Source organism: Streptomyces flavofungini (assembly GCF_041028215.1).
GTDB lineage: Bacteria > Actinomycetota > Actinomycetes > Streptomycetales > Streptomycetaceae > Streptomyces > Streptomyces flavofungini_B.
Map to the genome: position 1 here is coordinate 1 of NZ_JASKYR010000158.1, position 13,268 is coordinate 13,268.

The window sequence follows — 13,268 nt, forward strand, 5'->3', positions numbered from 1 at the left end:
ACGTCCGGCCCTTCGAGGCGCTGGTCGGCAGCGTTGCGGAAGTCGAAGACCGTATGCAGGCCGAGCGAGGAGAGGAAGACGGTGTCCGCCTCGGTGGCGTGCGCGAGGTGGCCGCTGCGGAAGAGCCGTCCCGGCCGCACCCGGCGCCCGWSYWCCGTCGGCAGCCCGCCCACGTCGCGGGGTACTCCTCGCGGTGCGCGGCAGGTCTTCGTGCGCGGTGTCGTGGGGGGTGTGATGGTCGAGGTCGGCGAGGACGGGCGTACCTGGCTGCTCTCCGGGCCCACCAGCAGTTACGCGCTGCGGCTCACCGGCCGCGACGAGCTGCTCCACCTCTACTGGGGCCCGCGCGTCACCCTCCGCGACGCCGAGGCGCTCGCCGCCGGGCCACCGCCCCCGGCGCGCGGCTTCGAGTCGCCGCTGGACGGGCGCGAGGAGTACCCCGTGGCGGGCGGCCCCCGCTTCGTGCGGCCCGCGCTGGCCGTCCGCGACAGCACGGTGCACGGGACCGAGTGGCGGTACACCGGAGCGGCGGTGGGCGAGGACGAACTCCAGGTTCACTTCCGCGACCCCCTGCACCAGCTCGGCATCAGCCTCACCTACCGGCTGCGCGGTGACGTCGTCGAGCGGTCCGCCGTCCTGGTCCACGAGGGCGGCGTCCGTGCCCCCGCGCTCGACGTCCTGCGGATGGACTCCGCGACCTGGACCCTCCCGGTCCGCGACGGCTGGCGCCTGACGCAGGTCCACGGCCGCTGGGGCGCGGAGTCCCGGCTCGCGCGCTCCGCCCTCGGCTACGGCGAGCAGGTCATCGGCAGCGGGCGCGGGCACACCGGGCACCAGCACCTGCCCTGGGTCGCGCTCGACGCCGAGGAGGGGGCGGGCGAGGAGCACGGCGAGGTGTACAGCTGCGCGCTCGCCTGGTCGGGGTCCTGGCGCATCGCCGTGCACCGGCTGCCCGACGGGGCCGTGCAGATCACCGGCGGCGTGGGCCACGACGACTCCGGCGTCACCGTCCTCCAGCCCCGTACCGCCCTCGTCACCCCCGTCTTCGCCGGGCTGTACAGCGGCGGCGGCTTCGGCGGCGCGAGCCGCGCCTGGCACGCCTACCAGCGCGACCACGTCATCCCCGGCGCGGAGACGGTACGGCCGGTGCTCTACAACTCCTGGGAGGCCACCCGCTTTGACATCGCGGAGGAACAGCAGCGCACCCTGGCGCACCGGGCGGCGGACCTCGGCGTCGAGCTGTTCGTCGTCGACGACGCCTGGTTCGGCGGCCGGGTCGACGACCGGACCGGACTCGGCGACTGGACGCCGAACCCCGACCGCTTCCCCCACGGGCTCGCGCCGCTCGCCGAGGAGGTGCACCGCCTCGGCATGCGCTTCGGCATCTGGGTGGAGCCGGAGATGGTCAACCCCGACAGCGACCTCTACCGCGCCCACCCCGACTGGGTCCAGCACCAACCGGGGCGCGCCCGCACGGAGTTCCGCAACCAGCTCGTCCTCGACCTCGCCCGCGAGGACGTCCGCGCCCACCTGTACCGGCAGCTGCACCGCCTCCTCGACAGCGCCCCCATCGACTACGTGAAGTGGGACTTCAACCGCTCCTTCACCGACGCGGGCCGGCCCGCGGGGCCCGGCGCGGGCGAGCCGTCCTGGGCCCACGTGGGCGCCCTGTACGACCTCATCGACCGGCTGCGCGCCGCGCACCCCGCCGTCGCCTTCGAGTCCTGCTCGGGCGGCGGCGGCCGCGTCGACCTGGGCATCCTCTCCCGTACCGACCAGGTGTGGACCTCCGACAACACCGACCCCCTGGACCGCCTCGCCATCCAGCACGGCTTCAGCCAGCTGCACCCGGCGCGCGTGATGGCCGCCTGGGTCACCGACAGCCCCAACGCCCAGCTGAACGGGCGGGTCAGCTCGCCGCGCTTCCGGTTCGTGAGCGCGATGGCGGGGGTGCTCGGCATCGGCGGCGACCTCACCCGGTGGAGCGAGAGCGAACGCGCCGAGGCACGCGACTGGGTGGCCCTCTACAAGGAGATCCGGCCGACCGTGCAGCTCGGCGACCTCTACCGGCTGCGCCCTCCGGAGGGCGGACTCAGCGCCGTGCAGTACGTGCGCGGCGACGACTCCGTGGTCCTCGCCTGGCTCCAGGCCCAGCGGTACGGGGAGGAACCGGCGCCGGTACGGCTGCGCGCGCTCGATCCGGCGGCCTCCTACCTCTGCCTCGACACGGGGGAGACCCACCGGGGCGCGGTGCTGCTGCACCGGGGGCTGCGGACCGGCCTGCGGTGCGATCTGGACGCGGCCGTGTTCCGGCTGCGGCGGGTGTGAGCGGGCCGCCGGTACAGGACGGCGCGCGCCTCCCGCTTATTCCGGGTTTGGGTGAATCTTGACCGGTGGCTTATCTCACGGTCAGTCAACCCCTCCCTACGGTGGCGTAGGTCACTTAGCAAGGTGAAGTATGTGACTCCGTGAGCGCAGAGTCGACAACCTTCATCAACCACCCCATCCACCACAACGTCTTCACCTCCTACGCGGCCGTCGGCGACAGCTTCACCGAGGGCGTGGGTGACCCCGGCCCCGACGGCACGTTCGTCGGCTGGGCCGACCGCCTCGCGGTCCTGCTCGACGACCGGGTGCCCGAGCACACCTTCCGGTACGCCAACCTCGCCGTCCGCGGCAAGCTCCTGGACCAGATCGTCGAGGACCAGGTGCCCCGCGCCAAGGAGCTCTCGCCCGACCTGGTGACCTTCTGTGCGGGCGGCAACGACATCATCCGCCCCGGCACCGACCCCGACGAGGTCGCCGAGCGCTTCGAGCGGGCCGTCGCCGACCTCACGTCGGCCGTCGGCACGGTCATGGTGACCACCGGCTTCGACACCCGCGGCGTCGCGGTCCTCAAGCATCTGCGCGGCAAGATCGCCACGTACAACATGCACGTCCGCGCGATCGCCGACCGCTACGGCTGCCCGGTGCTCGACCTGTGGTCCCTCAAGACCGTGCAGGACCGGCGCGCCTGGGACGGCGACCGGCTGCACCTCTCGGCGGAGGGGCACACGCGCGTGGCCCTGCGCGCGGGCCAGGTGCTCGGCCTGGAGGTGCCCGCCGACCCGGACCAGGTGTGGCCGCCGCTGCCGCCCCGCGGCACGCTGGACCTGCGCCGCGACGACATCCACTGGGCGCGGGAGTACCTGGTGCCGTGGATCGGCCGCCGCATCCGCGGCGAGAGCTCGGGCGACCACGTGGCCGCCAAGCGCCCCGACCTGCTGCCTCTGTAGCCCACGGGACCGCGTCGCCGCACGGGCGCCCGGGGAGGAGCCGCACGAGCACCCGGCGAAGAGCCGCACGGGCGCCCGGGCAAGGGGGACTCGGGCGATGTGGCGGCGCGGCCGGTGGACATAATGGGAAGGCCCATCCATCCCCTTCAGGAGGTCCCTTGTCCCGGTCCCTGATTCCCGGGCTCCGCTCGCTGCGGTCCCTCGCCTTCGGTGCGGACCCGGCCGGCGCGCGGCTGGCGCGGATCCGCCGGTCGCCGAACTTCTCCGTGGCCGAGGGGTCCTTCCAGAACCCCGTGGGGGCCAGGACGAGGCCGTCCGGCTCCACCCTGGAATTCGCGAAGATCTACTTCAACAAGGAGGAGCGGGGCCGCCGCGCCCCCGCGGGCACCGTCCCGGTGCACTCCACCACCCTCGCCGACATCGCGAAGCCGCCCGCCGACGGTCTGCGGATCACCTGGATGGGGCATTCGAGCGTGCTCGCCGAGATCGACGGGCGGCGCGTCCTCTTCGACGCCGTCTGGGGCGAGCGGTGCTCCCCCTTCTCCTTCGCCGGGCCCAAGCGGCTGCACCCCGTGCCGGTGCCCCTGGAGGCGCTCGGCCCGGTCGACGCGGTCGCCATCTCGCACGACCACTACGACCACCTCGACCTGCCCACGATCAAGGCCCTGGTCGGCACCGGCACGGTCTTCGCGGTACCGCTCGGCGTCGGCGCCCACCTGGAGCGCTGGGGCGTCCCCGCGGACCGCCTGCGCGAACTGGACTGGCACGAGTCGGCGGAGGTGGCCGGTCTGACCCTGACGGCCACGCCCGCCCGGCACTTCTGCGGCCGGGGCCTGCGCAACCAGCAGCACACGCTCTGGGCGTCCTGGGTGGTCGAGGGTCCCGAGCACCGCGTGTTCCACAGCGGCGACACCGGCTACTTCTCCGGCTTCCGCGACATCGGCACCGCGCACGGCCCCTTCGACGTCACGATGATCCAGATCGGCGCCTACTCGGACTTCTGGCCCGACATCCACATGACGCCCGAGGAGGGCGTACGGGCCCACCTCGATCTCCAGGGCGGACGGCCGCACGGCGTGCTGCTGCCGATCCACTGGGGGACCTTCAACCTCGCGCCGCACGCCTGGTCGGAGCCGGGCGAGGGCACGCTCGCGGCGGCCCGTCGCGCGGGCACCGCGATCGCCCTGCCCTGCCCGGGCCAGCCCTTCGAGCCCGGCGGCACCGTACCGGACGCGCCCTGGTGGCGCGGCGTCGCGGCCGTACCGCCGGGCGGCTGGACCGAGGTGCCCACGGCGGCCGGGCCGCGCGCCACGACGGCGGACAGCGGGGACACCGAGGCGGCACCGGTCGCCTGAGACGGAACGGGGCGAGGCCCCGACGGCTGTTCTTGAAGCGTCGTCCGCTCCTTCCGGAGCGGGCGGCGCTTTTTCGTACCCCTGTACGAGGGGTCATACCAGAGCGGGACGCAGTCCGCAGACTTTGTCAACTGCCCACCGCGTCTGCTCCGTTGCCGACTACCGTGTGTGGCCGTCGGGCGACGCAGGGATCATGAGGCGGTGATGGCCTCAACGGACCTGCCGGCCGGCACGGCGCTGCCGCGAACATGCCGCACATGAGGAGTCGGGCCGCCCCGCCGAACCCCCGTCGCAACGTACCGAGGACGCAGATGTCGCACCTACGCGCACCGGCCGCCCGCGCAGACCGCCGTGAGGGCGGCCGGCACGGCAAGCCCGGCAGCCGCAACGCCACCGCACTCCCCGAGGCCCACATACGGCCCCAGCTCCTGCGGATCGCGGTGCTGCCCGCCGTGGCCGTGGGCCTCAGTGCCTGTGCGGCCGTGCTGTTCACGCTGCGCTCCGCCGGAATCACCCCCGGCCCCGCCCTGCTCGCCGTCCTCGCGGCGGCGGCGCTCGTCGGCCTCACCGGCATCGTGGTCGCCGCCGTGGCCGCCGACCGCGCCGCCAGGGCCGTCCGGGACCGGGTCGGCACCCTGCGCCGCGTCACCGCGCAGGGCCAGAGCGAACTGCGCGGAGTCGTCGAGAAGCTGCGCAGGGGCGAGGCGCTGCCCGCGCGCGGCACACCGGCGCGGACCCGTCCCGGCGGCGACGAGTTCGACCTGCTCGCCGACGAGCTCGGCCGCGCGCAGGACATCGCGGTCGGCGCCGTCGTGCAGGCCTCGCAGCTCTCCAGCCAGGCGGGCAGCGAACAGAAGGTCGAGGTCTTCGTGAACCTCGCCCGGCGTCTCCAGTCGCTCGTGCACCGCGAGATCTCGCTCCTCGACGAACTGGAGCACGAGGTCGAGGACCCCGAGATGCTCAAGGGCCTCTTCCACGTCGACCACCTCGCCACCCGTATCCGCAGGCACGCCGAGAACCTCGCCGTACTGGGCGGCGCCGTCTCGCGCCGCCAGTGGAGCCACCCCGTCTCCACCACCGAGGTGATGCGCTCGGCCATCGCCGAGGTCGAGCAGTACTCCCGGGTCAAACTGGTGCCGCCCATCGACGGCACCCTGCGCGGGCACGCGGTCGCCGACATCATCCACCTGCTCGCCGAACTCATCGAGAACGCCACGGTGTTCTCCGCCCCGCACACCCAGGTCCTGCTGCGCGCCAACCTCGTGACGGCCGGGCTCGCCGTGGAGGTCGAGGACCGGGGACTCGGCATGCCCCTGACCGAGCAGAACAAGATGAACCGCCTGCTCGCCGACCCCGACCAGGTCAACGTCGCGAGCCTCCTCCAGGACGGCAGGATCGGGCTCTACGTGGTCTCGGCGCTCGCCCGCAGGCACGGCGTGGCCGTCCGGCTCCAGACCAACATCTACGGCGGCGTCCAGGCCGTGCTGATCGTGCCGCAGGAAGTCCTCGGCGATGAGCAGGAGGCGGAGCCCGCCAAGGCGCGCCCCGCCGCGGGAAGCGTGTCCGGCGTAGCGGCGCGGCCCCCGGCGGAAGCCGCGCCCGTAGCGCTTCAAGCGCAGACGCAGACGGCGCAGACTCAGACGGCTGAGGCCCAGACGGCGCAGGCCCAGACCCAGACGCATCCCCGGGCCCAGCCCCGGAGCCGGTCCGCGGCGGAGGCTTCCGCGCCCGGCGCCGCCACCCGTACCAGGACCTCCGAGGGGCCGGCGCCCCTGCCCGTGCGCGGTGCCCGCCAGGAGCGGCCCACACCCGCCGAGGCCGTCCCCGGCATCCGGCCCGAGGACCGGCAGACGGCGGCCCAGCACCTGGGCATGCCCCCGACCCCGCTGAACGGCGCCGTGCGCGGGCGCGTCGGCAGACCCCAGCTGCCCAAGCGGCGGGCGCAGGAGCATCTCGCGCCGCAGCTCAGGAACTCCCCGGTACCGCGGCCCGAGAGCGACGCCGTCGGCCACGACCCCGGCCTCATGGCCGCGTTCCAGCGCGGCATCGGCCTCGCCCAGGCGCAGGACGCGCGAGACCCCACCCCGCGGGAGTTCGAGGCCAACGTCCCGCACGACGGGAGCGGACAAGGCGGCTGACCAGCACCCCACGCCCGATCGGGCCGAACACACCGGCCGAGCGGAGTACGCCGATCACCCCCCACCACCTCTGCCCCGGCAGACCTTCGTACGTTCGTACACCAAGGAGTCGATCCACCATGGCGAGCGATGCGCCGACCGGTCATGTATCCGATCTCGACTGGCTGATGAGTGGCCTCGTGCAGCGTGTGCCGCACACCCACAGCGCCGTCCTGCTCTCCTCCGACGGTCTCGTGAAGTCGGTGCACGGCCTCGACCCCGACAGCGCCGACCACATGGCGGCCCTCGCCTCGGGCCTCTACTCGCTCGGGCGCAGCGCGGGCGTCCGCTTCGGCGACGGCGGCGACGTCCGGCAGGTCGTCGTGGAACTGGACTCCACGCTCCTGTTCGTCTCCACCGCGGGCTCCGGCACCTGTCTCGCCGTGCTCGCGGGCAGAGACGCCGACGCGGCCGTCCTCGGCTACGAGATGGCGATGCTGGTCAAGAGCGTGCGTCCCTATCTGATCACCGCGCCGCGGCAGCCGGTCGGCGAACCCGCGCCGATGAGGCGCTGACCATGGCCGCCCCGCATGACGGGCCCTGGCTCGACGACGCGGCGGGGCGGCTCGTCCGCCCCTACCAAGTCAGCGACGGACGGACCCGACCGACCACCCGACTCGACCTGCTCTCCCAAGTCATGGCCACCGGGGCGACCCCCCTCGGCTACCTCGGACCAGAGCATTCCGCGGCTCTCGGCCAGTGCGAGGCACCCACCTCCGTCGCCGAGATCGCGGCCCAGCTGAAGCTGCCCGCGGTCGTCACCAAAGTGATCCTCAGCGATCTCCTCGACTGCGGGGCCCTCACCACGAAGGCCCCGGACTTCTACCACAACCCCACTGACCGTTCCCTGTTGGAGGCAGTGCTCGATGGTTTACGACGACAGCTCTGACCCCTTCCCCACCGCGCTGAAGATCTTGGTCGCAGGGGGATTCGGGGTCGGCAAGACGACTTTCACGGGCGCGGTGAGCGAGATCGCGCCGCTCAGCACCGAGGAGCTGCTCACCACGGTCAGCGAGGGCACCGACGACCTGTCCGGCGTGGAGAACAAGACCACGACGACCGTCGCCATGGACTTCGGACGGATCACCCTCGATCCCGAACACGTGCTCTACCTCTTCGGCACCCCCGGACAGGAACGGTTCTGGTTCATGTGGGACGAGCTCTCCGAAGGCGCCCTCGGCGCGGTGGTGCTCGCCGACACCCGCCGTCTGGAGGACTGCTTCGCCGCCGTGGACTTCTTCGAACAGCGCGGCATGGGCTTCATCGTCGCCATCAACGAATTCGACGGCGCCCACCGCTACGAACCCGACGAGGTGCGCTCCGCGATCGACCTCGACCCCCAGGTGCCCGTGGTGCGCTGCGACGCGCGGATCTCCAGTTCCGGCATCCAGACACTCCTCACCCTCGTGAGGCACCTGCTCAACCATGCCCCGGCACCGAGTTACGGAGCCCATACGTGATGCACGACCCGACCGGTCGTCTCCTGCTCACCCCCGTCGACAAGGAGGCCCCCGCGCGTGTGCGCAGACTGCGGGAGCTGGACATCGGGACACGGCCGGAACCGGCCCTCGACGCCTTCGCCGGCCGGCTCGCGGAGCTGACCGGCGCTCCGTACGCGATGGTCAACTTCATCGACGAGGAACGGCAGTTCTTCGCCGGGCTGCACACCGTGGACGGCGGTACGGGCGGCACCGGCAGCTCGGTGGGCCGCTACATGGCCCGCGACCACGGTTACTGCCCGCATGTGGTGGTGCGCCGCAAGGCCCTCGTCCTGGAGGACGTCCGCGACTTCCCGCGCTTCGCGGGCAACCCCGTGGTCGACGAGATCGGCATCCGCTCCTATCTGGGCGCACCCCTGGTCGACCGTACGGGGATGGCGCTCGGGACGGTCTGCGTCGTCGACGTGGAGCCGCGCCGCTGGGGCAGAGAGGGGCTGACCACCATCAAGACGATGGCCGCGGAGCTGGTCGGGCAGATCCACCGGAGAGAGGACGGCGGCATCTGATCCGTCTCCGGTGCGGGCGCCTGTTCACAGGAGCAGTTCCGTGCCGTCGGGGAACCGGACGCGGACCGTGCCGTCCGCGTCCACCGCACAGGTGACGGACTCGCGCAGCGCCCGGGGATGGACCGCGTCGCGGGCCAGGGCGACCAGCGTGACGTGGACGCCGTCGCCGTCCGCGGCGGCGGTGGAGGTGAGGAACGGCGTCGCGGAGTGGGGGCCGAAGGCGTTCGCGTCGACCTCGCGGGCCACGTCCGCCTCCTCGCCCCAGCCGTGCAGCGCGACCACCGCGCTGGTCAGGCCCGCCGCCGTCCGGGTGAGCGCCCATCCCGCTCCGCGCTCGGCGTGCGGCCGGGTCTCGTCGGCCACGGCGTGGCCGCCCTCGCGGAGCACCGTGCCGTGCGGTGCCCGCAGGCGGTGCGCGCGGATCTCCCACGGACCGTGCAGGGCGCTCGTCGTCTCGACGGGCACCGCGTCGTCCCGGCCGGGCAGCCGCGCATCGTGCCGGGAGGCGGCGATGCGTCCCGCGCAGCCCAGCGGGTGGACACGCAGGCGGCGCGAGGGCGTGCCGTCCGGGGCGAGCAGCGCCAGGTGGTTGTCGACGGCACGCTCCCACGCGCGCGGGGCGGTCTCGGGGGCGGTGGCGGTGGAGTAGCCGAACTTGGCGTAGTGCGGGTCGTCCTGCGCCGGGCCTTCGAGGGGGTTGTGGTCGCTGCCGTGGTTGACCAGGCGCACGATGCCGTCGTGGCGGGTGCCGTGCAGGAGCCAGCCGGGCGCGGGGAGGGCGGTGTACTGGTCGGCCTCCTCGACGGGCAGCGGGAGTTCGCGCTCGGTCCACACCGGGTGGTCGGCGGGGAGCAGCAGGCCGAGGAAGGCCTTGCTCGCCCAGTACGGTGAGGCCGGTCCCGAGTAGGCCTGGGTGGCGGGCAGGAACGTGCCGTACCAGCCGAGCGGCAGCAGCCCCCGCTCGTCGGGGACACCGCGCTCGACGAAGTGCCGTGCGGTGCCGGATGCGAGCCGCCGGGTCAGGCCGGGGACCAGGGGCGTGCAGTCCGCGAGGGCGCCCATCCAGACGGGCGCGGTCGCGGCGAAGCGGTAGGTGAGGGAGCGGCCCTGGTGGACGGGGGCGCCGTCGGCGCCGAAGAAGTGGGGGTAGGTGGTGAGGAACTCCCTCAGGCGCTCCCGGTAGACCTTCGCGCGCCCGCCGTCGCCCCCGGGGCCCGCCATCCGCGCCCAGAGCAGCGGGTAGAGGTGCAGCGCCCAGCCGACGTAGTAGTCGAAGTTGCGCCCGTCGCCGTCGGAGTACCAGCCCTCGCCGCGGTACCAGTCCTCGATCCTGTCCAGGCCGCCGTCGATGTCCGCCCGGCGGTACGGGGCGCCGACCGAGGCGAGGAACTGCTCGGACACCACCTGGAAGAGCCGCCAGTTGTTGTCCCAGGTCCGGCCGCCGACGAAGCCCGAGAACCAGTCGACCACCCGCTCCTGGACGCGGGCGTCGAGCATGTCCCAGAGCCAGGGGCGGGTCTCGTGCAGGCCGATCGCGATCGACGCGGCCTCGACCATCTGCTGGGAGCAGTCGGTGAGTTCTGGCCAGGCCTCGCCGCTGGAGCGGTCGGTGCCCGTTGTCAGACCCCGCGCGTAGCGTTCGAGGAGTCGGGGGTCCACCTCGCCGCCCGCACCCGCGATCCGGAAGGAGGCCAGGAGGAATGAGCGTGCGTAGCCTTCGAGGCCGTCCGAGACGACGCCCGACCAACTGCCCCGCCCCGGCAGGCGGTACTGGGCGAGGCCCGGCGTGGCGTAGGGGACAAGCGCCGCCAGCTGCCGGTCGGCGAGGGCCTCCCAGTGCGCCCGGGTCCAGCCGGTGAGCGGGGAGCGGACCCGGTCGGTGGACGGCAGGGTCAGATGCGGTGCGGGCATGGCTTCGGTGCTCCTCGGTGGACGGTCCGGGCGGCCCCGTGCCGGTCGCGGGGCGCCGTGGTCACAGCAGTCCGGCGGTGTGTGTATGCCCCCGGGAGCCGCCGACGCGCACGGTGAGGACGGGGCGGCGCCCGGGAGTGACCGTCACCGTGTCATCGGCCTCCACCACTTTCCGTACGGAGAAGGGCAGTTCGACGCTGACGGTGGCTTCGGTGCGGCCCGGGTCGGCGACGGCCACCGAGATGCCGCGCGGGCCGCGTCGGAGCAGCACCGTGCAGGGGCCGGAGGCGGTGAGGCCCGCGGCGGTGCCGGGCCGCCAGAAGTGCGCGGCGAGCAGGCCGGACCGGCGGGCCTCCACGGCCTGGGCGGTCGCGTCATTGGCCACGATCCGCACGGGCCGCGTCCCCGCCCAGACCGCCGTCGCCGCCGCACTGGCGCCAGGCAGCAGGACATAGGCGTACGAAGCGTCCGCGGGGGAGATGCCGTGGTCCAGCCACAGGGTCAGATGGCGGCGGGTCACCGGGGTCGTGCTGCCGCCGGTGTCGGCACCCGTGTTGATCTCGCGCCAGCTCCCGGTCCTCTCCTCGCGCAGGGCGTGCAGGCCGAGGTCCGACGGGCGTCCCGGGGCGGCGGGGAAGACATAGCCGCCGGTGCCTTCGAGGTGGGCCCACCGCGCCGCGTCGAACCGCGCGGTCCAGCCCTGGCGGTCCGGCTGCCCGCGTCCGTCCACCGTCAGCCGCCGCGCCGGTCCGGTGGAGCGCAGGGCGCGGTTGTCGACGACGGTCTCGATGGCGCGGCCGTCGCTCGCCCTGATTCCGGCGCCGAGCGCGACGACCACGTTGTCCAGGCAGAACCACGCCTTGCGGGCGCGCAGGGTGCTGCCGTCGGCGATCAGTTCCATGGCGGCGGCGCCGTAGCGGCCGTCCAGGACCGCGCCGCCCGCGACGGCGTTCCTCGGGACGTAGGTGCCGGTCCCGGCGCCCGATCCGATGTCCGCGCGCTCGCGGGTGTCCACGGTCGTGCCCGGCAGGCGGTAGGGGTCGACGGTGGCCCAGAAGCCGTCGCCGAACCGCCCGAGGTCCTCGCCGTCGTAGAGATAGGCCATGCCGTCGCCGGTGTACCAGCCGTGCAGGTTCTCGCCGTTGCCCGCCTCGTACGCGGCGATCCGCTTCGAGGAGAGCGAGAGGGCGAGGGCCCAGCCGGGCCTGCGGTGCACCACGCGGTCCATGTCGGCGAAGACGTAGTGCCCGGTGAGCCGCTCGGCGGCCGGTACGGACGAGTCGTCGAGGACCGCCTTGGCGCGGGCCAGCGCCGGGATGCCGACCAGGCCGGTGTAGGGAGTGGTGCGGTTGCGGCGGATCAGGCCCTTGGCCAGCGCCCGCCAGCGCCGGGCGTAGGGATCGGGGGCGCCGGAGGCGAGCTGGAGGATGTGGGAGAGCGTGGCCGCCCCGTCGTTGACGTCCCGCGCCTTCTCGCGGGATATCGCCCGGCCGCGTACGGCGTCCATCATCAGCCCGTCGAAGAGCACGGGGGCGAACGTCCGGTCCACCGCCTCGAACAGCACGGAGGTGTCGGGGTCGGTGACCGCCCACGGAGAGTCGGCGAGCAGCGCGATGAGCTGGCCGACGCCGCCGAGCAGGACACTGCCGTAGGTGCCGGTGTAGGCGACGGAGCCGTGCTGCACGAAGGAGCCGTCCTCGTAGAAGCCGTCCCCCGACGTGACGTACCGGAAGAGGCTGTTCCTGCCGCCGTCCCGGACATCGGACAGGCCGTCCCTGGCGAGCGCCACCGTGGCCGCGTCCCGCGCGAGCAGCCCGCGCAGGGCCACGATCACGGCCTTGTCCGTACGGTTGGCGCCGGTCTCGGCCAGCGAGGGGATGCTGGTCCGCCGGTCGGGATCGGGGCAGAACTTCGCCACCGTCGCGACGTACGCGGCCAGGTCGGCGGCGGGCACGTGCTCGCGAAGGAGCACGCAGGTGTCCATCAGGGCGCGGGGCGACCCGATCTCCCAGAACCACCAGTTGCCGGATTCGGGGCGGTCGGGCCGGTAGCCGGTGGCGTGCAGGAACCGCAGGGCGTCGAGCACGGCGTCGGCGGCCTCCGCGTCGCCGCTCAGCGAGGTCCCCGGGGTGGCCCAGGCGGTGGTGACGGTGCGCAGCCGGGTGTAGCTCTGGCCGAAGTTGCCGGGGTCGGACGCGGGGGAGAGGTCGGGCCACAGGGCGGTCCTGCCCGCCGAGCGGTCCAACTGCTGCCACCAGGCGGACGCCTGGGCGTCGAGCGCCTTCAGCGCCCGGCCGAAATCGGGGTCGTCGGCGTCGAACGGACCACCGGTGAGCTGGGCCTCGGCGCGGGCCAGCAGCGCGTCGAAGTCGGCCGCCGCCGCGCGGGCCGCCGGTCCGGCGTCCCCGGCATCCCCGGTGGCCCGCGCGATGCCGCCGCCCGAGGCCGACGCCACGAGGGCGGCGGCCGCACCGGTGGCGAGGAGCGTACGGCGGCGGGGCCCGCCGSCGTASGAGTCGGACGTCGGCATGCGAACTCCCTTGAT

At 73.7% G+C, this 13,268-nt stretch carries 11 protein-coding genes; 8 read left to right on the top strand and 3 right to left on the bottom strand.

Annotated features, from left to right (window positions below; translation table 11 throughout):
* Window positions 1–236 (bottom strand): tyrosine-protein phosphatase (locus tag AB8Z36_RS13635; protein ID WP_369213546.1); only part of this gene is annotated, 236 nt, incomplete at its 3' end.
* On the opposite strand from AB8Z36_RS13635, the gene AB8Z36_RS13640 reads away from it, so the two are divergent.
* The 8 genes from AB8Z36_RS13640 (at window position 235) to AB8Z36_RS13675 (ending at window position 8,812) form a co-directional block, all read left to right on the top strand.
* Window positions 235–2,328 (top strand): alpha-galactosidase, encoded by a 2,094-nt coding sequence (locus AB8Z36_RS13640; RefSeq protein WP_369213536.1) that lies wholly within the window; start codon window positions 235–237, stop codon window positions 2,326–2,328. The two genes, AB8Z36_RS13635 and AB8Z36_RS13640, sit on opposite strands and share 2 nt — an antisense overlap.
* Before the next feature lie 140 nt (window positions 2,329–2,468).
* Window positions 2,469–3,275, top strand: a complete 807-nt coding sequence (locus tag AB8Z36_RS13645; protein ID WP_369213537.1) for an SGNH/GDSL hydrolase family protein — start codon at window positions 2,469–2,471, stop codon at window positions 3,273–3,275.
* Between the two features lie 158 nt (window positions 3,276–3,433).
* Window positions 3,434–4,630, top strand: coding sequence for an MBL fold metallo-hydrolase (locus tag AB8Z36_RS13650; RefSeq protein ID WP_369213538.1), 1,197 nt, complete (start codon window positions 3,434–3,436; stop codon window positions 4,628–4,630).
* Between the two features lie 311 nt (window positions 4,631–4,941).
* Window positions 4,942–6,768 (top strand): sensor histidine kinase, encoded by a 1,827-nt coding sequence (locus AB8Z36_RS13655; RefSeq protein ID WP_369213539.1) that lies wholly within the window; start codon window positions 4,942–4,944, stop codon window positions 6,766–6,768.
* A 119-nt stretch (window positions 6,769–6,887) separates the two neighbouring features.
* Complete coding sequence (locus AB8Z36_RS13660; protein WP_369213540.1) at window positions 6,888–7,322, top strand: roadblock/LC7 domain-containing protein; 435 nt, start codon at window positions 6,888–6,890, stop codon at window positions 7,320–7,322.
* Between the two features lie 2 nt (window positions 7,323–7,324).
* Window positions 7,325–7,696, top strand: a complete 372-nt coding sequence (locus AB8Z36_RS13665) for a DUF742 domain-containing protein (protein WP_369213541.1) — start codon at window positions 7,325–7,327, stop codon at window positions 7,694–7,696.
* On the top strand, window positions 7,674–8,267 hold the full coding sequence (locus AB8Z36_RS13670; protein WP_369213542.1) for a GTP-binding protein: 594 nt from the start codon (window positions 7,674–7,676) through the stop codon (window positions 8,265–8,267). Before AB8Z36_RS13665 ends, AB8Z36_RS13670 begins: the two co-directional genes overlap by 23 nt.
* Window positions 8,264–8,812 (top strand): GAF domain-containing protein, encoded by a 549-nt coding sequence (locus AB8Z36_RS13675; protein WP_369213543.1) that lies wholly within the window; start codon window positions 8,264–8,266, stop codon window positions 8,810–8,812. Before AB8Z36_RS13670 ends, AB8Z36_RS13675 begins: the two co-directional genes overlap by 4 nt.
* Window positions 8,813–8,836: 24 nt before the next feature.
* On the opposite strand, the gene AB8Z36_RS13680 is transcribed toward AB8Z36_RS13675, so the two are convergent.
* Both AB8Z36_RS13680 and AB8Z36_RS13685 read right to left on the bottom strand, forming a co-directional pair.
* Window positions 8,837–10,723 (bottom strand): DUF2264 domain-containing protein, encoded by a 1,887-nt coding sequence (locus AB8Z36_RS13680; RefSeq protein ID WP_369213544.1) that lies wholly within the window; start codon window positions 10,721–10,723, stop codon window positions 8,837–8,839.
* Window positions 10,724–10,784: 61 nt separating this feature from the next.
* The gene (locus AB8Z36_RS13685) at window positions 10,785–13,253 is read right to left on the bottom strand and encodes a polysaccharide lyase 8 family protein (protein ID WP_369213545.1); all 2,469 of its coding nucleotides are present in this window, start codon (window positions 13,251–13,253) and stop codon (window positions 10,785–10,787) included.
* Between the last annotated feature and the right edge of the window lie 15 nt (window positions 13,254–13,268).

Bases quoted from the DNA above. Each gene is read 5' to 3' on its own strand.
- AB8Z36_RS13640 (WP_369213536.1), top strand. From the start codon at position 235: ATGGTCGAGGTCGGCGAGGACGGGCGTACCTGGCTGCTCTCCGGGCCC.
- AB8Z36_RS13655 (WP_369213539.1), top strand. From the start codon at position 4,942: ATGTCGCACCTACGCGCACCGGCCGCCCGCGCAGACCGCCGTGAGGGC.
- AB8Z36_RS13660 (WP_369213540.1), top strand. From the start codon at position 6,888: ATGGCGAGCGATGCGCCGACCGGTCATGTATCCGATCTCGACTGGCTG.
- AB8Z36_RS13665 (WP_369213541.1), top strand. From the start codon at position 7,325: ATGGCCGCCCCGCATGACGGGCCCTGGCTCGACGACGCGGCGGGGCGG.
- AB8Z36_RS13670 (WP_369213542.1), top strand. From the start codon at position 7,674: ATGGTTTACGACGACAGCTCTGACCCCTTCCCCACCGCGCTGAAGATC.
- AB8Z36_RS13680 (WP_369213544.1), bottom strand. From the start codon at position 10,723: ATGCCCGCACCGCATCTGACCCTGCCGTCCACCGACCGGGTCCGCTCC.